This window comes from Bacillus cereus group sp. MG9, assembly GCF_040459995.1.
Taxonomy (GTDB): Bacteria; Bacillota; Bacilli; order Bacillales; family Bacillaceae_G; genus Bacillus_A; species Bacillus_A mycoides.
The window spans coordinates 3,207,801-3,227,538 of sequence record NZ_JARVHC010000001.1; the positions used below are offsets into that span (position 1 = coordinate 3,207,801).

Genomic DNA, 19,738 nt, shown 5'->3' on the forward strand with positions numbered 1-19,738 from the left:
GTGTACGAATATTCATAATAAAAAAGAAGCTAAAAGAATGAACCTTTTAGCTTCTTATCCTTCCCATACTTGCGCTTTCACATTGTAATGAAAATGCTTAAAATATGGATTTTCATAAAATGAAGGCCCAAATAAAATCGGATGTGTATGGACCATTGATTGCTGCACTTGCAAAGGAACTACAGCTGGTGAAACTTGCATATACATCGGATTTATAATTATTTTTATATATTGATGATCATTATATGGAGAATGATATATTAAAAATGGATTATGCATTGACTCTCTCCCCTTATACATACAAATGCTATAGTATATGCAAGTTTTATATTTCGGGAATTATTTATTGTCTAACCAATCCTCAACATGTTTTATAAATACATCTAAACAATCTATAAACGGTGAGTGTCCGCAATCTTCTAATATCTTCAACTCTGCATTTGGCAAATGTTTTGCTAATTCCTCACCGACTACTTGCGGTACGACGTAATCTCTGTCACCTTGTATGACGAGTGTTGGAGCTTTAATATGATGAATTTGCTTATTTCCCTCTACAACCCCGTTATGTTCATCCGAAATATTAAATGTAATGAGCGCGTAATTCACATCTACGAAATTACGTTGCGTTAACATATCATCTAAATACTTTTCATAACGATCCGGTTCAGGTTGATTATGTGTATATATTAATAGATTCCATACTGTACGGTAATATAATTTATTCATATTTTTTATCGCATCTAGCACTGGAGCAATTTGTACTGGATCTTGCGCGATTTCTTCTTTCGTCTTTACTAAACTTGATACGATCGGTTGCCCGTTAATATCTTTTTTAAAAATTGGATATCCCTTCATTCCCACTGATTCTACTAAAATCAACTTTTCGACAAATGTTGGATGATTCGCTGTAAATTGCATCGCAACACCACCGCCCATTGACCAGCCCATTAATGAAAATTTTTCTAGTTTTAATTGATCGATAAATAGTTTTACATCTCTTGCAAAGTCTTGTAATGAATCTATCGATTGATTATATGTTGATTGGCCAAATCCTCTTAAATCAAGAGCGTAAATATGGTATTGATCTTGCAACTTTTCAATAACTAAATCCCAGTGTTGTGACGATGTCATGTTCCCGTGAATGAGTACAAGAATTTCTGTATTTTGCCTTCCAACTTCCTGATACGCAATCGTTTCTCCGTTCGATAGTGAAACAAACTCCATTGTTGCAGGCTTAATCATCACAAGTTCCCCCATTCTATTTAATAGAAAGAAAATTCTTTACTTAATTAAAGAATACCATGTAGAATGTACGTTCTCAATACAAAATCTATACGAAATTTCCACATAAAACAACATGTCTATTACTAGACAAGTAAAACAAAAAGGTATATAGTTAGCTAGGTAACTAATTTGAAAGGATCAAAATACATGGACGAAAAACAACATTTTTTCCACATTGTCAGTCAAACTTCTCGTAAGTTTACGAAGAAATTTAATGAACGTGTATCTCCAACAGGATTATTTAGTGCGCAATGGGCTGTTATTTTCCGCATTAATCAAACTGGATCTTGTACCCAAACAGAATTATGTCAATATTTAAATGTTGAATCACCAACGATGACTCGTACGTTAACACGTATGGAAACGATGGGCTGGATTATTCGTACGGAAGGAAAAGATCGCCGTGAGAAGCTCATTTCCTTATCGGAAACAGCAATAGAAATGATTCCAGTATGGCAAGAAGAAGTTGATTCCTTTGAAGAAAAGACGCTAGAAGGTATTAAAGAAGAAGACTTACATGAAGCTTTTCAATTGTTACAACAAATTATCAAAAATTTAGATCATTAATATGGAGGGATGACGATGCAAAGTGAAAAACTTTGGACGAAGGATTTCCTCGGAACTTGTTTTAGTAGTCTGTTTCTCTTTTTAACATTTTACATGCTTATGACTACTCTGCCTGTCTATGTTATAGACAGCCTAAAAGGAAAACCTGAGGAAATTGGTTTAGTTGCAACTGTTTTTCTTATTTCATCTGTTTTATGTAGACCATTCACAGGAAAATGGCTCGATGATTTAGGAAGAAAGAAAATATTATTTATTTCACTTTCACTATTTTTAGCCGCTACCGTTATGTATTTCGGTACGCAAAGTTTATTTTTATTACTTGCCCTTCGCTTCTTACATGGTATTGGATTCGGAATGGCAACAACAGCAACTGGAACAATTGTAACTGATGTAGCACCAGCTCATAGACGCGGCGAAGCACTTGCTTATTACGGCGTATTTATGAGTCTACCGATGGTAATTGGTCCTTTTTTAGGTTTAACAATTATTTCTCATTTTTCATTTACTGTACTATTTATCGTTTGTTCAGTATTTTCATTACTCGCATTTTTATTAGGATTACTAGTCAATATTCCGCATGAAGCACCAGTAAACAAACAAAAACGAGAAAAAATGAAATGGAAAGACTTAATTGAACCATCTTCTATTCCAATCGCTCTAACAGGATTTGTTTTAGCCTTTTCTTATAGTGGCATTTTATCCTTTATTCCTATTTATGCGAAAGAGCTCGGTTTAAGCGAAATTGCAAGTTACTTCTTTATTTTATACGCACTTGTTGTGGTCATTTCTCGTCCATTTACAGGGAAAATATTTGATCGTTTCGGTGAAAATGTACTTATCTATCCCGCTATTATTATTTTCACAATTGGGATGTTCATTTTAAGCCAAGCGCAAACTTCATTTTGGTTCCTTGGCGCAGGTATGTTAATCGGTTTAGGATACGGAACATTAATTCCAAGTTTCCAAACGATTGCAATTTCTGCCGCTCCAAACCATCGACGTGGTTCTGCGACAGCTACTTACTACTCGTTCTTTGATAGTGGCATTGGCTTCGGTTCTTTCATTTTAGGTATAGTCGCTGCCAAATCAAGTTATCATAATATGTATTTTATCGCAGCTATTATCGTTGCGTTCACTTTACTTCTATATTATGGATTACACGGACGAAAACAAAAATTCAAGAAACAAAGTACAGACGGACAAATATCTGCTTAACGTTCATAAGGAAAGTAAACTTACCCGTTTACTTTCCTTATTTTGTATTTATTTTAAGACGAGCGTATACTTATAATAGAAACTAAAGGAGGTACCTATATGAATGTAAAGAAATCTCCCCGGCTATTACTGTTACTAGTATTACTATTCGTAGTTACAGGGCTTGGGTTTACTTTTTTTAAAAATAATAAAACGACCCCCACTAAAGCAAATGTCACAAAAGAAAACTGGTTAGACGATCCTTACTTACGCTGGTCGTATACACATATGAAAGAATTCACTTTAATAAATGAAGTAAAAAACAATCCTGATCAAGTTGCTCCCTTCCCTACCGCGTTACAAAACTTAGACGATTTTGCTGTGGAGCGTAGATTTGGAAATAAGACTCCTCTAAAAAAACTTTTAGACGAAAACAAAACAGATGCTTTTGTCGTTGTACATAATGGTCAACTTGTTTATGAACGATATTTCAATGGATATAACGAGAGTGAACCTCATGGAATGGCATCATTAGCAAAGGTGTTTACTGGTGCAATCATACAATCTCTCGCTGAAGAAAATCTTATTGATGTAGAGAAAACAGCTGACACTTACATAAAAGAATTAAAAAATACACCGTTTGGAAAAGCAACACTTCAGCAATTACTGGACATGCAAGTTTCCGCTGAATACCCTACTCACGGATATATGCAGCTAGGACTAGAAAATCAAGATGCACAACTATATTTAGCTAGTAATATTTTACCCCGAGGTAAAAATTACGAGGGGCCTATGAAAATTTATGATATGTTACTAGAAGCAGAAGAAACTGCACCACCTGGTTCAGCTTTTTCTTACAATAACGGATCAACTGAAACACTCGCTTGGATTATCCGAACGATTACAGGAAAATCGTTAGCTGAAAATGTAAGCGAACGAATTTGGTCTCACATTGGTATGGAAGAAGACGCTTATTACGTTACAGATGAAACAAAAGTAGAACAAGCAAGCGCTGGCTTAAATGCAACTGCTAGAGATATGGCGAGGTTCGGACAATTACTATTAAATAATGGTCAATATAGCGGAAAACAAATCGTCCCTTCTTCTATTACAGAAAGTGTGAAAAATGTACAAGAAGGTGAGCTCGCAATTGGTCATGGTGCTTCCATTTCTTATCATAATCAATGGTGGATTCCGCACAATGAACAAGGTGCTTTCGAAGTGTTAGGCAGTTACGGACAAACTCTTTACATTGATCCGAAAGCAAGTATGGTCATCGTCCACTTCTCTTCTAACGCTGCGCCTAGTAATGAAATCCATTCGGTTTATTCCGATATGTATATTGATATTGCACATCATTTGGAGAAGCTTCCACAGTAGTGGAGGCTTTTTTTATTTACCCAAATCCTATTCCAGTTAGTACTTGGTTAGTAGGAGTTGCCGAAAGAATTACTATTTAAGCCACGCCTAAACCCCATTTATATTGATAATATTTTAGTAATTTGAAAACACTAGTGCTTAGGAAAGGAGGGATTGTGAATGTCTGTGAAAAAGCTATTAACTGGATTAATCATTTCACTTGCGATGATTGTAGTTATGACTACTTTAGGTTCGCTCCATGTATTTGCCGAATCCGACGTTGTGAGACAGCCTATTGAGGTTGAATTGAATGATGATTACTTTAATCCGAGTATCATCACTGTTCCGGCTGGGAAAACGACGACGTTACTATTGAAAAACAAAGGAAATAGAGATCACACCTTTACGGTGAAAAAGCTCGGAATTGACGCCGAAGTCCCGTCAGGAAAAGAAATAACAATTACCGTAAAACCTGAAACTCCCGGTACATATGAACTAATATGTCGGTTCCACTACTTGAAAGGAATGGATGGGAAAGTAATAGTCAAATAACAAGCGGTACCGGTCCTTACTTTTTTATAAAGTGAAACTTAAATTCGCGGGGGTGTCCCTCCCCCGCACATTATGAGCTCTCACTAATCAGTTTTTTACTGGTAGCATAAAATCGTTACGCTGTCGTAGCGTACGAAATTTGTGTTTTGTTGGTGCTACCCCATCGCTATCAAGCTAAAAAAATAGGTCACCCCCAAAACGAAAAAACATGTTAAATTCCCATAGATAACTATCTTATATTAATTACATAACCTAGTGTGTGATATAATAATATAAAGATATTATATTTAAAGGGGGGATTCAAATTGGTTAAAAACTTACCTTTACTAATAGTGATTTTAATACTTGGTGTAAGTTCTTCTACATTAAGTACGACTGGATACTTTTCTCCAGTTATAGAATGGTCTTTAATGATTATAAGTATTATTTTAAACATTACTGCAGTGATAGGTTTATCACTACACGTTCTTGTATATCAACCTATGAAAAGATTTGAAACAAATTTAAAAGAGACCTTCAAATAAAATAATTATATTTGAGGTAATACCACATCGCTATCGAGCTAAAAAAATGTATCCATAAAAAGAAAAAATACGCTATTCTTTCTGTAGAATCATAGGAAAGGATGGCGTTTTTTATGTCTGTTTCTGTGTCTGACGAATTACAACTATTTGCTCAAGAGATTCAAAGTTTTTTATCTCCAAATACCTTACGGGATCTTGCTAGAGATGTTGGCTTTGTACAACGAACCAGTAAGTACCAAGCAAAAGATTTAGTAGCTTTATGTGTATGGTTGAGCCAAAATGTAGCTATGACTTCTTTAACTCAGTTATCTAGCTGTTTAGAAGCATCAACAGCAGTACTTATCAGTCCTGAGGGACTGAATCAACGATTTAATAAGGCGGCCGTCCAACTTTTACAACACCTACTAGCCGAACTACTAAGGAAAAAATTGGCCGCATCTATGCCGATTTCTTCTCCATACACTTCTGTCTTCAAGCGTATTCGTATTTTAGATTCAACTGCATTTCAACTCCCGGATGTATTTTCATCGGTTTATCCAGGTGCAGGAGGATGCAGCCATACGGCTGGGATAAAAATTCAACTTGAATATGATTTGTTAAGTGGACAGTTCCTACATATTCATACAGGTCCAGGTAAACAACATGATCGCACTTACGGCTCTCTGTGTGCCCCAACTGTGACAGCGAATGATTTATGTATCCGAGATTTAGGTTATTTTCATTTAAAAGACCTTCAACATATACAAGATAAAGAGGCCTACTATATCTCTCGTATCAAGTCGAATACACGTATGTATCAAAAAAATCCTAACCCTGATTATTTTCAAGATGGAAGAATTAAGAAAGGTACAGAGTATATACAGATAGATATGGAGACCTTAATGAAATCCCTTCAACCAGGACAAACATGTGAAATGGCTGATGCTTATGTAGGAATGATTGATAAAGTGCCAGCTCGTGTAATTGTTCATCGGTTAACAAAACAACAGCAACAAAAACGATTACAAGATCAAGCTGTAAAAGAAAAAAAGAAAGGAATGAAGTATTCTCCTCGTAGTAAACGACTCAGCGGTATCAATGTATATATGACAAACACCCCTACAGATATTGTCCCGATGGGACAGGTACATGACTGGTATTCTTTGCGTTGGCAAATCGAAATTTTATTTAAAACGTGGAAGTCATTCTTTCAAATTCAACATTGTAAAAAGATAAAACCAGAACGATTAGAGTGCCATTTATATGGTCAATTGATTGCTATTCTACTCTGTTCTTCTATCATGTTTCAAATGCGCCAATTGCTCCTCATGAAGAAAAAACGAGAGCTTAGTGAGTATAAAGCCATATATATGATTAAAGACTATTTTCTTCTTCTATTCCAAACTATACAGAAAAACACCCAAGAGCTATCAAAGGTGTTACTTCGTCTGTTCAATCTTCTACAGCAAAACGGACGGAAATCTCATCGATATGAGAAAAAAACGGTCTTTGATATATTAGGTGTCGTTTACAATTGTACCATGTCTGATAATCAAGCCGCTTAATTCAAAAAAGTGAAACCCGTTAGGGTTTATTTCGTATGCAAATCTTTCAATCACCTACACTTACCCTTTAGAAAAAAGAAACAATCTCGCCTGAAATTGACTTTGCATAAGCTTAGCTTGATAGCGATGTGGTGCTACCCCATACCCATCAACTTAAGAATTTTATAACACCGCAAAAAGAGAGAATGTACATTTTCTCATGAAGATGCATATCCTCTCTTTTTTGGATATATTTGTATTCCTTAGCTTGATAGCCATATGTGTACTAGGGGTCACACGAATAGAACGGTACCTCTTATATATTTTCTGTCGTAATATTAACTCCATATTCTCTATAAAAGTCTAAAATTGCACATGCATTCACACCCAAATCTAATAGATTTTCTGGAAAGTAAATTTTAGAATCCAGAACCACAATATCAGATGTTTGTAGAATATTCTCTGCTTGGACAGCTGCTCCTAAAGCAGTAAGATGTGTCTGTCCTAACGGATCTGATATGTTCACACATCGTCTATGCAATACACCAGTAGCATCATAACCTTTAAGGTGAATAACTATGTTATGTGCACTTCCCCTTCCGGGTTTATAGAGAATGTTTTTCCGTAAATTAGTAAATTTTTCTCCGCTAATCATTTTCCAAATCCCTGTATTCACCAGAGAAACCAGTCCATATGTAGAGATTTTACTATCAAAAGCAATACGAAAGTTAGTCGAAACAGCATGAATTGATTCTGGCAGGGTTACGTGATCGGGAGTATCCAAACGATAACATTTGGTTATATAACCGTTGGGAAAGCGGACTTTGATTGGATTAGTCATTGGATAAGCCTGTCGCATTCCCTCTCGAGCTTTGACTTCAAACGGAATAGTTAACCGGTCCATATACGCTGTTGAATTTGGTCCTGCTTTGTCTTGAAGAGAATATAGTGCGTTGATATCAACCGTAACCTCTTGAAGATCTTTTGAATACATTTTAGAAAAAAGGGCTGCTGTCCCCCCCATCCACCCTGAAGCTAATACAACAGGGGATTGCACCTCAACATTTTTTAATCGATCCATAGAACTCTTAAAGCGTTCAGTCCAACGAGTAATGTCAACCAATGGAATTTTTTTTCGAACTGCAGATAGGAGTAGTCTATCTTGAGGATCATTAACCGCATTAACAACTAATGTGAAATTATCATCCAAATTTCTTAAGGGATCATCTGTTGTGTTGTCTACCTTGACTATTTTTACTCTCTCTGATTCAAAAGGTAACGCTTTCCCTAAGGTTCTTCCTCCTAATCTAATTTCCAAATCAGGATGTCGATCATGTAAAATTCGAGCAATTTGACCACCAACAACTCCATACCCACCAACAATTAATACTGTTTTTTTATTCATCTGAAACCTCCATTTTAATTAGTATGAGATTATAAGTTTAAATGATTAAAAACTTAAACCTTTTAACATATTATCGCTAAAAAAAGGGACAAAAGGTGTCCCTAAACTATAAATGAGTACCTAGTTCTTACATTCATCTTCAACTAAAGAAACAAGTTCTTTTAAAAGATTTATTGTTTCATTAAATTCAAGACAATAATACATTTCAGTGCCTTTTTTCTGAACTTGAAGTAACCCTGATTGTTTCAATATTTTCAAATGATGAGATACAGTAGGTCTTGACATGGGAATATTCTCCGCAATTTGCGTCACATTCAAGCTATCTTTATCAATTAAAAGTGCTACAATTTGCTGACGAGTTGGATCTCCCAACCCTTGAAAACATGGTCTTAAATTTTCTAAAATATGCATTACTTTATCATTACAGTTCATTTGGCTAACATTACCTTCCGTTTAAGAATTTAATCATTTAAACGTATTATAAATTACATTACTATCTAATGCAATAAAGAAGTAGCACCAACTTTAAGTATAAATATAGAAAGTTTCATAAACAGCCATTTTCGATTTTCCAGATTTGTAAGAATAGCGGGTCTTTTTTCTGTAACAATTTCCAAATCCATTCCAGCTAAAACCAGGGCAAACCCATGAAATTCACGAAGCCTATATCGGATTGTATCAAAAGCTTCCAACTCAAGTGATCCTGCTTTTCCTGTTTATCCTCCTACAGAAAAACGAGCGAAAGTTCCACTGTTATGAGATTTTCGCCCGTTTTGCTGTAGGAGGTTGAACAAGCGAATTAGAATCTTTGATAGCTCTTGGGTGTCTTTCTGTATAGCTTGGAAAAGAAGAAGAAAGTAATCTTTAATCATATATATGGCCTTATATTCACTCAGTTCTCGTTTCTTTTTTATAAGAAGTAATTGCCGCATTTGAAACATGGTAGAAGAACAGAGTAGAATGGCAATCAGTTGCCCATACAAATGGCATTCTAATCGTTCTCGTTTTATCTTTTTACAATGATGAATATGAAAGAATGATTTCCATGTTTTAAATATAATCTCGATTTGCCAACGTAAAGAGTACCCATCATGTACTTGTCCCATCGGGACAATATCTGTAGGGGTGTTTGTCATATATACATTGATACCACTGAGACGTTTACTACGAGGGGAATACTTCATTCCTTTCTTTTTCTCTCTTACAGTTTGATCTTGTAATCATTTTTGTTGTTGTTCTTTTGTTAGCCGATGAACAATCACACGAGTTGATACTTTATCAGTCATTCCTACATAAGCGTCAGATATTTCATATGTTTGTCCTGGTTGAAGAGAGTTCATTAAGACCTCCATATCTATCTGTATATACTCTGTACCTTTCTTTATTCTTCCATCTTGAAAATAATCAGGGGTGGGATTTTTTTGATAAATACGTGTATTTGATTTAATACGAGAGATATAGTAAACCTTTTTATCTTGTATGTGTTGAAGATCTTTCAAATGAAAATACCCTAAATCTCGGATACATAAATCATTCGCTGTCACAGTTGGAACACACAGGAAACCGTAGGTTCGATCATGTTGTTTCCCTGGACCCGTATGAATATGAAGGAACTGTCCACTTAATAAATCATACTCAAGCTGAATCTTTACTCCCGCTGTATGGCTGCATCCCCCTGCACCTGGATAAACGGATGAAAAAGGATCTGGAAGTTGAAATGCAGTTGAATCTAAAATACGAATACGCTTGAAAACAGAAGTATATGGAGAAGAAATCGGCATAGATGAGGTCAATTTTTTGCTTAATAGTTCGGCTAGTAGGTGTTGTAAAAGTTGGACGGCCGCCTTATTAAATCGTTGATTCAGTCCCTCAGGACTGATAAGTACTGCTGTTGATGCTTCTAAACAGCTAGATAATTGAGTTAAAGAAGTCATAGCTACATTTTGGCTCACCCATACACATAAAGCTATTAAATCTTTTGCTTGGTACTTACTGGTTCGTTGTACGAAACCAACATCTCTAGCAAGATTCCGTAAGGTATTTGGAGATAAAAAACTTTGAATCTCTTGAGCAAATAGTTGTAATTCGTCAGACACAGAAACAGACATAAAAAACGCCATCCTTTCCTATGATTCTACAGAGAGAATAACGTATTTTTTCATTTTAGGGGGCATTTCTTTTTATTAGCTTAATAGCGATGGGGTAGCGTCAGGAAAATGCGGATGTACAGCGTAAAGGAAATTCCAATACTAAAAAGCCTAATTTCTCAGCATTAAAATGAGAAATTAGGCTTTTTAGTTGCTCCATTAAAGCGCCCGATTGCAGTATAAAGTTCCTAAAAGTGCAGCCCCAACATGTGAAAATTTCACAATCATTGTCACTCCACGCTCCGTTAATAATGTCCGATGTTTCAATTCATCTATTAGCCATAATTCCCGTACCTAATAACACCAATAATTAATAACAACACTAATGAAAAAATGCATATAGTTCCGATTGAAGCTAAAACATTAAGGATTTTATTTGCTTTTGTACTAAACAGCTTACAAAATACAATATAGATTCCAACTCCAATAATTCCACCTAATGTATTTCCCATAAGGTCAGTTATATCGCTACCTCCTATAGCAAAGATGAATTGTAATACTTCAAATAACAAACTTATTCCCGCTATTGGTACAATCTTTTTCAAGAAAGACCAACTTGGTTTTAGCATACTGATATAAATTCCAAATGGGATAAATGCAAATACGTTATAGATTATTTCACCAATATCTATTTGCTCGTTTTTAATAACTGAACCAGCAAAAGGGATTAAGTTGATTCCCCTAAAATCCGTGAAATGACGCAAGTCTTGAAATGAAAATTGCATTTTAAAGAGTATAATCCATGTTAATACAAATAAATATACGGTCAACAAGCCAGCAGTTATATTATTTTGGTTACTTTTTGATTTTTCCATATAAACCCTCAATTCCTACTTACAATCCAATCTTTTATCCTACTTCACAATTGAATCTCTTAAATAACAAATTATAGCTTGGAATATTATGTTTGTGCTACCCCTAACTTGTAACAAAAAAATGTACATTTTCACTTGGAGATGCCAATTTTCTCGTTTGGGGATATTTACTTTTCTGAGCTTGATAGCGATGGACGATATCCCTATTACGTAATGATTGTTAGACGTCCAATTTGATTACACTCTTCAGCGAACCAAAGATCGCCATCCGGACAAAACGTGATACCATGTGGCTCTGCATTATTTGTAGGTATCGTATATTCCGTAATAACTCCTTCAACTGTAATACGGCTGATTTGGTTACCTCCCCATTCTGTAAACCAAAGATCTCTGTTCTTCCCGGGTATTATGGCATGCGGACGAGCGTTCGGCGTCGGTATAACAAATTCTTTGACCTCACCTTCGAACGTAATTCTACCAATTTTATTACCCATGATTTGCACAAACCATATTGCTCCATCTGGTCCGCTCGCAATTCCAACTGGCCCGGAGTTGGGTGTTGGGATTGGATATTCTTTGACCTCACCTTTAGTGGTTATTCTCCCAATCCTATTGTTCTGATTCTGTGTAAACCATAATGCACCGTCTGATCCCAGAGTAATAAAAGAGGGAAATGATTTAGAGTTAGGCAATTCAAACTCGGTGATTTCCCCTGACTTTGTTATTCTTCCGATCCTACCATTATTCATTTCTGTAAACCATATTGCTCCATCTGGGCCTTCCGTTATGCCAAAAGGTGCAGCGTTCGTTGTAGGGAGTACATATTCTTCAAAAAGACCGTTCATCGACATTTTACCGATCTTGCTTGAGTTATATTCCGTAAACCATAAGTCACCGGTCTGGCCCGAGATAATTGACATAGCTCCTGCATTTGCTGTCGGAATGGGAAAAGAATTTATTTCACCAGTAGCATTTATTCTACCAATTCGATTCCCTTTCTGTTCCGTAAACCACAATGCTCCGTCTTTTCCTACGGTTATTCCATATGGCCCTGAATCTATTTCATTGACCACATATTCTTGTATCGTGATCCTCATATCATTTCCTCCCATTGAAAATTTCGAGTCTTGTTTTTCGGTATAATTTAGTTTAAAAAAGGACATTCCTGGTATTACAGTGGATGCCCTTTTTGCTAAATTATAAGATATTTTGTTAGAATTCAAAGTCTAGAATAAGTTTACTGGTTTGACCTGTAAACTTATAATTATAGGACCCTTTCAGGCTTTCTAATTCACCGGTAGCTTTGATGATTGTTGCAGGGGAATCTAGATTTCCTTTATCAAATATCCCTTGCTCTATAGCTGTAAATGTCCCTCGTTTTCCCTTATAAACTCCTTCGAAATGTAAAAATCCAGACATTTTAGCAGTAGCCAAGTGACCATCATCTATAGTTGATTCTAAATAATATAATAAATATTCAACAAAAGCTTTTCCTTTTAATTCACCGTCAATATCATATTCGACATGGGCAATATTAATAGGGAAATCTTTTCTAGTGTCATTGACTGGCTTTTCATCCCATTTACTTACTGTAAATGTTACTTCCATACGCGTAAACCTCCCTTCATCATTAGATGAGTAATCTACCTCCAGTATATCACCTAAAAAGCACCATCAATAATTATATCTCATAGGAGTGTTTCTAAAGTAACGGATGCTTCTTATATGACATTGAAGGTAAATTTTTATTTAAAAGTTTACTTTCGTATTTACAATGAAATACAAATGATTTTTATTAATTTGTTATTTTCATACTCTTACAAAACTTATTTTCACTATATGAAAATAACAACAATTTATGAAGGGATTCTTTACAAACAAAAAGAAGGCATCTCGAATAAAGATTAATCAAAATGGCCTTCTTTACACATGCCCATCAACTTAAGCATTCAGAATTACCCCAAAACGAGAAAATTGGCATCTCCAGGGGAAAATACATTTTTTTTGGTTTTGAGGGCCACCTGATGAGCATAGGATATCAGAAAAAACGCGTTAAGATCAGTATTTATATACTATTTCGTTTCATACAAAAGGAATTTGTTCATTATTAGCGAAAGTGTATGTTAACTAAATGAATTCATTCATTCATACACAGTACTACAAAAAGACATGGGGACAATCTTATATCACGATACATAATTATAATTCGTTTAAGAAGCTAGTGAAATTAAGGAGAAACATTGTATGGGGAAAAAAGTATTGTTCTTTGGAGATTTTGGAATTGACGATACGATAGCTATCATATATGCACATTTAACAGATAAAATTGATGTTATAGGAATTGTTGCAGACTATGGGAACGTACCTCAAGCTGAAGTTGTTAGAAATGTTCGCTTTTTGCTTAAAAGTGTAGGAAAAGAATATATAAAAGTTTTTGGTGGGGCTGAGCATTCCATGTCTTCAGAAGCTGAAACTTTTTATCCAGAAGTTCACGGTAAATTTGGGATAGGGCCCATTCACCCAGGACTAGAGCTTCAAACATTTGAGAATTTCCTTGAGGTTCTCGCACTTATTAAGCAGTATAAAAATGAACTTATTATCGTGAATACCGGAAGGCTAACTTCACTTGCAACTTTATTTCTCCTTTATGGAGATGTGATGGAATATGTACATTCTTATTATATTATGGGAGGGGCTTTTCTATATCCAGGAAATGTTACTCCCATTGCCGAAGCTAACTTTTATGGCGATCCTGTAGCGGCCAATATTGTAATGAGATACGCAAAGAATCTATCAATTTATCCTTTGAATGTTACACAATCGGCTATCGTAACACCAGAAATGGTCAATTATATTCACTCTAAAGGAAAAACTAAGTTTTTAAAGCCTCTTTTAGACTATTACTATTATCAATTTTATCAAAAAAAAGTTCCTGGAATACAAGGTAGCCCGGTCCATGATGCGCTCACTTTGGTTGCGATTAATCGTGATGATATTTTTACGTACCATCAATCAGCAGTGACGGTTAATGTACTTGATACTGTACGAGGGCAAAGTATAGGAGATTTTAGATCTACTTTTGAACCAGAAACATTCGGTAACCGTCCAAAACATAGGATTGCAATACAAATGAATTATGAACAGTTTTTTAAGGAGTTTATGACTGTAACGACTGGCGACCTATTTTAGTGAATACCCTTGTCCATCAAGCTAAGATTTTAAAGTATTCTCCTCATGACTTTGTTTCTAGAGTTTAACAGTAGGTCATCAACAATAAAAAACACTAATCTTACATAAGATTAGTGTTTTTTATTGTATTTCCCCCTTGTTTTTGGGTATTAGTGCTGGCCAAACGCCACGAATTTAACGTAACTTTATATGGCGTAAATGAATTTTTCATTCGAGAGATCCAGGCGATTGTACCTTCCAGATTTCTGTAAGTGATTTTAAATCCACACTAACTCAAACTTCTTTATTACTCGATTTAAAAAGTATATACAACTTCTTGGCGAGAAATTGCGGTGTATAAGGCATATCCCTATGTAACCACTTTACAATCGTTCCAATTAAAGCTGAGGAACCGTACCAAATAGCAATATCTTTTGGAATATCTTTAGTAATGAGAAAGGAGTCACTTTCTGTTCTCTCTGTTATTTTGTCTGAAAGTGTATTTAACAAGCGTTCTGTAAAAATCGGTGTTCGCCTAGAACCAAGAACTACTTTATAGAATTTAGCATTGTCAGCAATGTACTCAAGTAGATCTACGAGTTTTAACCATTCTATATCCTCAGAGGAATCCGAGAGGTTTTCCGTACTCGTCATTATCTTCTCAATATCCTCAACCATTTCCTGTGCCATTTTCTCCAACATGTCATGAATATCACGATAATGGAGATAGAACGTAACACGATTAATAGTCGCACGTTCTGCAAGTTTATTAACTGTTATTTTGCTAATTTCCATCTCTTGTAGAAGATCTATTAAAGCCTCTTTTATTAACTGGCGTGTACGAATGACTCGGGGGTCTACACGGGACTTTGGATGGTCTTTCATATCTAATCACCCTTCCTATTAATTGGAAATTTACAACATTCTAAGTTCTGTCTATTATCTTCGATTTTATCAACAGAAATCGCAAGAAGTGTTAACTAATATACAGTTATTAGGAAATTGTCTGTTGTCATAATAATCTTTAATAATGTAATTTATATAGTGTAAATTATTCAACACTTTGTAAAAAAAGTCTACTTTAAAGTTAGAAAGGATATGAAAGAATTGCATAATCAGACTAAAACAGACCCTAATTCGATAAAAAAAGGACCTATTATGTTCATTATGATTTTAGGTGCTTTTCTTGCAACATTAAACCAAACACTCATGAGTGTCGCTACTCCTGAACTTATGGTTGAATTTAAGATCTCGGCTACAACAGCCCAGTGGTTAACAACCGGTTACATGCTAGTAAACGGCGTCTTGATTCCTATTACCGCTTATTTAATGCAACGGTTTACCACACGTGAACTTTTTCAAACTTCCATGCTTATATTTCTAGCTGGAACCATTGTTTCAGCTGTAGCAACAGGATTCCCGGTCTTGTTAACCGGACGTATGATTCAGGCAGCCGGCGCAGGAATCATTATGCCATTGCTTACACATGTTATTTTGACCATCTTCCCTCGCGAAAAGAGAGGAGCAGCTATGGGAATGGTGGGGCTTGCTGTCATTTTTGCTCCTGCAATTGGTCCTACAATTGCAGGATACATTATTGATAACTACAAATGGGAAACGATGTTTTACGGAATGATTCCATTTGCTGTCCTTGTTATTGTGCTGGGATTCATTTATCTCCGAAATGTATCCGACCGAATCAAGACAAAATTTAATATCCTAAGCGTCATTCTCTCTACCATTGGTTTCGGTTCATTAATTTATGGTTTCAGCCAAGCCGGAAGTCTTGGATGGTCAGATATAGAGGTAGTAGGTACGATTACTGTAGGTATCTTAGCCCTTACACTCTTTTCGTGGAAGGAATTAAGATCACAAAATCCATTGCTTGACTTACGTGTATTTAAATACAATATGTTTTCTTTAACAACAATCATTAATATCGCAGTTACTATGGTTATGTATGCAGATATGATGTTACTTCCGTTATACCTCCAGAATATGCGTGGTTACACTGCTATTCAGTCTGGTCTTCTGCTTCTTCCAGGTGCGCTGGTAATGGGATTCCTTATGCCAGTTACCGGTAAGCTATTCGATCGCTTTGGTGCGAAATGGTTAGCTATTATTGGAATGACAATTACCATTATTACAACAATTGGTTTTATCAACCTGACAGACTCTACTAGTTATACCTATTTGGTTCTCATGTCAACAGGACGTCGCATTGGAATGGCCTTAATGATGATGCCTATACAGACTGCTGGTCTAAATCAATTGCCACAACGGTTACATGCACATGGAACAGCAATAAGCAATACGATTCGTCAAGTTGCCGGTGCCGTCGGTACTTCGCTTCTCGTGACAGTGATGACGAGCCGTACGAAATCACATCTACAGGATTTGATTCCTACCGCAGCTGCTAAAGGATTGACTCAAAAAGAGCTTGTTACAGAAGCCTCCATACAGGGGATAAATGATGCCTACCTTGTCATCATTGGAATTGGTATCATCGGATTACTACTTACCTTCTTTATAAAGAAAGTTAAACAGGCTTCCGAATTAGAATCTAACAATCCCGCAGAGATGGTAACGACAGAGAAATTAAAAACAAATTAAAAACATTTGAATTTCTGAATAAAAAAGAAGCAATTTATACCAATTGTTAGTCAACATGTTTGCAGTAAATCGCTTCTATCCTTATGCTGACTAGGAATGAGATGTACTCCAAATATGACTATTTATAGAGTGATTTATACAATTTGTAATTTTAAGGAGGAATATCAGTGAATAAAGAGGTTATTGCAATTCAAGAAATCCCTAATTTCCAGACACGTACTGAAGAGTTTTTCCCTTTAAAGTGGTATAAAGAAATGCTTCACAATCATTCTGTTTATTATCACGAAGAAACGAATACATGGAATGCGTTTAAGTATGAAGATGTTAAACAGGTGTTAACCAATTATGAATTCTTTTCAAGTCAAGGGCCTAGAAGTGGTATTTTTGTCGGCGATAATAAAAAGCAAAAAAACACTTCACCTATAACAATGATTACGTTCCTGGATCCTCCTGATCATCGAAAAATACGTTCCTTATTGGCAGCTGCTTTCACTCCCCGCAGTTTAAAAGAGTGGGAACCTCGTATTCAGCAAATTGCAACGGAGCTTGTAGGAAATATACAAGAAAATTCTACAATTAATATTGTGGAAGCTTTGGCATCCCCTTTACCTGCTCTAGTAATTGCCAATTTATTCGGCGTACCTGCACAAGGTCAAGGTCAATTTAAAGAATGGGTTGATATTTTGTTCCATCCATACGACAAAGAAAGGTTAGAAGACCTTGAACAACAAAAGCAAAAGGCAGCGAAAGAATATTTTGAATACCTTTATCCTATTGTAGTTCACAAACGTTCGAATCTTTGTGATGATATTATCTCTGACTTGATTCAAGCGGAAGTAGATGGGGAAAAACTTACGGATGAGGAGATTGTACAAACAACTATGTTACTTTTAGGGGCAGGTCTTGAAACAACTAGTCACGCAATAGCCAATACATTCTATTCATTGCTTTATGATGACAAGTCATTATATGGAACACTAAGAAATGATATAGGATTAGTCCCAAAAGCCGTTGAAGAAATGCTTCGATATCGTTTTCATATTTCAAGAAGAGATCGTACGGTCAAACAAGATAATAATTTATTAGGGGTTGAGTTAAAGAAAGGTGACGTAGTCATTGCTTGGATGAGTGCATCTAATATGGATGAAAACATGTATAGCGATCCTTTCTCTATAGACATTCATCGTTCAAACAATAAAAAGCACCTGACTTTCGGAAGTGGTCCACATTTTTGTTTAGGTGCACCTCTTGCACGATTAGAAATGAAAATTGCATTAGAGGCATTCTTACAAAAAATTTCTTCTATCGAATCAGTAGAAGGGTTTGAATTAGAAAAAAACTTAACTGCTTCTGCTACGGGACAGTCCTTGACTTATCTACCAATGAAAGTTTATGGGATTCAGCCGAAAAACGTGAGAAAATAGGTCATAAATAAGCTTTACTTTATTTCCATTATTAGTTTTTTAGATAAAAACAACGACCTGATGCTACACAAAAAGCCAATTTTCTATAAGCTAAGGAATCAACTCTTTTATGTTCTTACTTTGCTGTATAATTGTTTACAATATAGAGGTGCAATTAGCACCTCTATTGCATTTATTTTAGTATTTAAATTAGCGCCCAAATTACATGGATCTTGGTCAAGCCCCATGCTCAACAACTTAAGAATTTTATTGTACCCCAGATTGAAAATTCTATCTGTTTTTGAAAGAAAACTGCTTATTTTTTCGTTTTTGGCATTTGCTTTTCTTAGCTTGATGGTGATGTGGTACTACCCCTTACAAGACAGAATTATCAATCACTGAGTATTAATATTCTATAATTGAGTAACAGCTCCAAAACTGATTTTCAATAGAAAAAAAGGTTACAAATTCAATTGTGGCCCTTTTTCCAAGTGTTTTTGTTTTATGCGATTCCTATAATAATTATAAGAGTGAAGTATGGTTCGAAATAGCGCTGATTATATGAACCCAATCGTCGCAATGAATCTCGTGCCCCGATCCTTCGGTTAGTAATACAGCATGGGGAATTCCATTAACAAGAGCAAGACCATGCTCGTATGGAAGCACTGTATCTTCTGTACCGTGGATAACCAAAGTAGGTATATTAATTTCTTTTAACTTCCCCTCATAAGAATCATCGCCTTTAAGAAGTGAGTGATTAAACATACTGAGTAGGTTATTTGCTCGTTTTATTTCTTTTTCTACCTGCTTATAAGCCCTCTTCTCATCGAACTTATGCTTTGAACCACAGAGTAACACTGATCCTGTAACCAAGTAATTTGCAACAGATTCTTCATCCGACCAATTTAGTTTGGCCCCATTAGCATGGTAAGTGAGTATCTTCTCATCGATCGGAGGCAAATTCCGTTTGTTGTCTTCAGAGCCAAAAATACTTGATGCAATCAAATTTATACTTAGAACTCGCTGAGGGTTCCTCAAGGCTACAATTTGAGCAATCATTCCACCCATTAGAAAAAGCAGGACAATAATATTAAATTGGCTTCCATTCGCAGGAATTTAAGCCTTGTATTTATGACTATTTGATTAAGCAATCGATATGTTGTGCTGAAACGTCAATATATTTT

18 protein-coding genes and 2 pseudogenes are annotated in these 19,738 nt (G+C 35.6%); 9 read left to right on the forward strand and 11 right to left on the reverse strand.

Annotated elements, in window-relative coordinates; all coding sequences use genetic code 11:
* Nucleotides 1–54: 54 nt before the first annotated feature.
* Nucleotides 55–279 (reverse strand): hypothetical protein, encoded by a 225-nt coding sequence (locus tag QCI77_RS16435; RefSeq protein WP_193653694.1) that lies wholly within the window; start codon nt 277–279, stop codon nt 55–57.
* A gap of 60 nt (nt 280–339) precedes the next feature.
* On the reverse strand, nt 340–1,257 hold the full coding sequence (gene phaZ, locus QCI77_RS16440; RefSeq protein WP_002013809.1) for an intracellular short-chain-length polyhydroxyalkanoate depolymerase: 918 nt from the start codon (nt 1,255–1,257) through the stop codon (nt 340–342).
* 174 nt (nt 1,258–1,431) lie between these two features.
* On the opposite strand from phaZ, the gene QCI77_RS16445 reads away from it, so the two are divergent.
* The 6 genes from QCI77_RS16445 to QCI77_RS16470 all read left to right on the forward strand — a co-directional run bounded on the left by QCI77_RS16445 (nt 1,432) and on the right by QCI77_RS16470 (nt 7,024).
* Complete coding sequence (locus QCI77_RS16445) at nt 1,432–1,851, forward strand: MarR family winged helix-turn-helix transcriptional regulator (protein ID WP_002013810.1); 420 nt, start codon at nt 1,432–1,434, stop codon at nt 1,849–1,851.
* Nucleotides 1,852–1,866: 15 nt separating this feature from the next.
* Entirely contained in the window at nt 1,867–3,066 is a 1,200-nt protein-coding gene (locus QCI77_RS16450) for an MFS transporter (protein ID WP_002128166.1), read from the forward strand.
* Nucleotides 3,067–3,165: 99 nt separating this feature from the next.
* The gene (locus QCI77_RS16455) at nt 3,166–4,425 is read left to right on the forward strand and encodes a serine hydrolase domain-containing protein (protein ID WP_353825244.1); all 1,260 of its coding nucleotides are present in this window, start codon (nt 3,166–3,168) and stop codon (nt 4,423–4,425) included.
* Nucleotides 4,426–4,584: 159 nt separating this feature from the next.
* Nucleotides 4,585–4,956: a cupredoxin domain-containing protein gene (locus QCI77_RS16460; protein WP_012261269.1), complete on the forward strand. Its 372-nt coding sequence runs from the start codon at nt 4,585–4,587 to the stop codon at nt 4,954–4,956.
* 305 nt (nt 4,957–5,261) lie between these two features.
* Nucleotides 5,262–5,480 carry a hypothetical protein gene (locus QCI77_RS16465; protein WP_070168690.1) on the forward strand — a complete coding sequence of 73 codons (219 nt, stop codon included), beginning with the start codon at nt 5,262–5,264 and terminating at the stop codon, nt 5,478–5,480.
* Between the two features lie 113 nt (nt 5,481–5,593).
* Nucleotides 5,594–7,024 carry an IS4 family transposase gene (locus tag QCI77_RS16470; protein ID WP_353825245.1) on the forward strand — a complete coding sequence of 477 codons (1,431 nt, stop codon included), beginning with the start codon at nt 5,594–5,596 and terminating at the stop codon, nt 7,022–7,024.
* A gap of 295 nt (nt 7,025–7,319) precedes the next feature.
* Here QCI77_RS16470 and QCI77_RS16475 read toward each other — a convergent pair whose 3' ends face one another.
* The 7 genes and pseudogenes from QCI77_RS16475 to QCI77_RS16505 all read right to left on the reverse strand — a co-directional run bounded on the left by QCI77_RS16475 (nt 7,320) and on the right by QCI77_RS16505 (nt 12,978).
* Nucleotides 7,320–8,408, reverse strand: a complete 1,089-nt coding sequence (locus tag QCI77_RS16475; RefSeq protein WP_353825246.1) for a saccharopine dehydrogenase family protein — start codon at nt 8,406–8,408, stop codon at nt 7,320–7,322.
* 120 nt (nt 8,409–8,528) lie between these two features.
* Nucleotides 8,529–8,840 carry an ArsR/SmtB family transcription factor gene (locus QCI77_RS16480; protein WP_353825247.1) on the reverse strand — a complete coding sequence of 104 codons (312 nt, stop codon included), beginning with the start codon at nt 8,838–8,840 and terminating at the stop codon, nt 8,529–8,531.
* Between the two features lie 65 nt (nt 8,841–8,905).
* Nucleotides 8,906–9,100, reverse strand: a complete 195-nt coding sequence (locus tag QCI77_RS16485; RefSeq protein WP_353825248.1) for a hypothetical protein — start codon at nt 9,098–9,100, stop codon at nt 8,906–8,908.
* Between the two features lie 24 nt (nt 9,101–9,124).
* A pseudogene (locus QCI77_RS16490) lies at nt 9,125–10,516 on the reverse strand (IS4 family transposase).
* A 314-nt stretch (nt 10,517–10,830) separates the two neighbouring features.
* Nucleotides 10,831–11,370, reverse strand: a complete 540-nt coding sequence (locus QCI77_RS16495) for a VanZ family protein (protein WP_060752035.1) — start codon at nt 11,368–11,370, stop codon at nt 10,831–10,833.
* 206 nt (nt 11,371–11,576) lie between these two features.
* A complete protein-coding gene (locus QCI77_RS16500; protein ID WP_353825249.1) occupies nt 11,577–12,467 on the reverse strand; it encodes a Vgb family protein in 891 nt (296 codons plus the stop codon).
* A gap of 115 nt (nt 12,468–12,582) precedes the next feature.
* Entirely contained in the window at nt 12,583–12,978 is a 396-nt protein-coding gene (locus tag QCI77_RS16505) for a DUF3224 domain-containing protein (RefSeq protein WP_113770831.1), read from the reverse strand.
* Nucleotides 12,979–13,614: 636 nt separating this feature from the next.
* On the opposite strand from QCI77_RS16505, the gene QCI77_RS16510 reads away from it, so the two are divergent.
* The gene (locus QCI77_RS16510) at nt 13,615–14,559 is read left to right on the forward strand and encodes a nucleoside hydrolase (RefSeq protein ID WP_113770830.1); all 945 of its coding nucleotides are present in this window, start codon (nt 13,615–13,617) and stop codon (nt 14,557–14,559) included.
* 273 nt (nt 14,560–14,832) lie between these two features.
* On the opposite strand, the gene QCI77_RS16515 is transcribed toward QCI77_RS16510, so the two are convergent.
* The gene (locus tag QCI77_RS16515; protein WP_060752030.1) at nt 14,833–15,423 is read right to left on the reverse strand and encodes a TetR/AcrR family transcriptional regulator; all 591 of its coding nucleotides are present in this window, start codon (nt 15,421–15,423) and stop codon (nt 14,833–14,835) included.
* Between the two features lie 213 nt (nt 15,424–15,636).
* On the opposite strand from QCI77_RS16515, the gene QCI77_RS16520 reads away from it, so the two are divergent.
* Both QCI77_RS16520 and QCI77_RS16525 read left to right on the forward strand, forming a co-directional pair.
* Nucleotides 15,637–17,151 carry a DHA2 family efflux MFS transporter permease subunit gene (locus QCI77_RS16520; protein ID WP_353825250.1) on the forward strand — a complete coding sequence of 505 codons (1,515 nt, stop codon included), beginning with the start codon at nt 15,637–15,639 and terminating at the stop codon, nt 17,149–17,151.
* Nucleotides 17,152–17,318: 167 nt separating this feature from the next.
* Nucleotides 17,319–18,575 (forward strand): cytochrome P450, encoded by a 1,257-nt coding sequence (locus QCI77_RS16525; RefSeq protein WP_113770827.1) that lies wholly within the window; start codon nt 17,319–17,321, stop codon nt 18,573–18,575.
* A 501-nt stretch (nt 18,576–19,076) separates the two neighbouring features.
* Here the strand turns inward: QCI77_RS16525 and QCI77_RS16530 are convergent.
* Nucleotides 19,077–19,622: pseudogene (locus QCI77_RS16530) on the reverse strand (alpha/beta fold hydrolase); the annotation flags it as partial.
* Nucleotides 19,623–19,738: the final 116 nt, after the last annotated feature.

Bases quoted from the DNA above. Each gene is read 5' to 3' on its own strand.
- QCI77_RS16435 (WP_193653694.1), bottom strand. From the start codon at position 279: ATGCATAATCCATTTTTAATATATCATTCTCCATATAATGATCATCAA.
- phaZ (WP_002013809.1), bottom strand. From the start codon at position 1,257: ATGGGGGAACTTGTGATGATTAAGCCTGCAACAATGGAGTTTGTTTCA.
- QCI77_RS16445 (WP_002013810.1), top strand. From the start codon at position 1,432: ATGGACGAAAAACAACATTTTTTCCACATTGTCAGTCAAACTTCTCGT.
- QCI77_RS16450 (WP_002128166.1), top strand. From the start codon at position 1,867: ATGCAAAGTGAAAAACTTTGGACGAAGGATTTCCTCGGAACTTGTTTT.
- QCI77_RS16455 (WP_353825244.1), top strand. From the start codon at position 3,166: ATGAATGTAAAGAAATCTCCCCGGCTATTACTGTTACTAGTATTACTA.
- QCI77_RS16460 (WP_012261269.1), top strand. From the start codon at position 4,585: ATGTCTGTGAAAAAGCTATTAACTGGATTAATCATTTCACTTGCGATG.
- QCI77_RS16470 (WP_353825245.1), top strand. From the start codon at position 5,594: ATGTCTGTTTCTGTGTCTGACGAATTACAACTATTTGCTCAAGAGATT.
- QCI77_RS16475 (WP_353825246.1), bottom strand. From the start codon at position 8,408: ATGAATAAAAAAACAGTATTAATTGTTGGTGGGTATGGAGTTGTTGGT.
- QCI77_RS16480 (WP_353825247.1), bottom strand. From the start codon at position 8,840: ATGAACTGTAATGATAAAGTAATGCATATTTTAGAAAATTTAAGACCA.
- QCI77_RS16495 (WP_060752035.1), bottom strand. From the start codon at position 11,370: ATGGAAAAATCAAAAAGTAACCAAAATAATATAACTGCTGGCTTGTTG.
- QCI77_RS16500 (WP_353825249.1), bottom strand. From the start codon at position 12,467: ATGAGGATCACGATACAAGAATATGTGGTCAATGAAATAGATTCAGGG.
- QCI77_RS16505 (WP_113770831.1), bottom strand. From the start codon at position 12,978: ATGGAAGTAACATTTACAGTAAGTAAATGGGATGAAAAGCCAGTCAAT.
- QCI77_RS16510 (WP_113770830.1), top strand. From the start codon at position 13,615: ATGGGGAAAAAAGTATTGTTCTTTGGAGATTTTGGAATTGACGATACG.
- QCI77_RS16515 (WP_060752030.1), bottom strand. From the start codon at position 15,423: ATGAAAGACCATCCAAAGTCCCGTGTAGACCCCCGAGTCATTCGTACA.
- QCI77_RS16520 (WP_353825250.1), top strand. From the start codon at position 15,637: ATGAAAGAATTGCATAATCAGACTAAAACAGACCCTAATTCGATAAAA.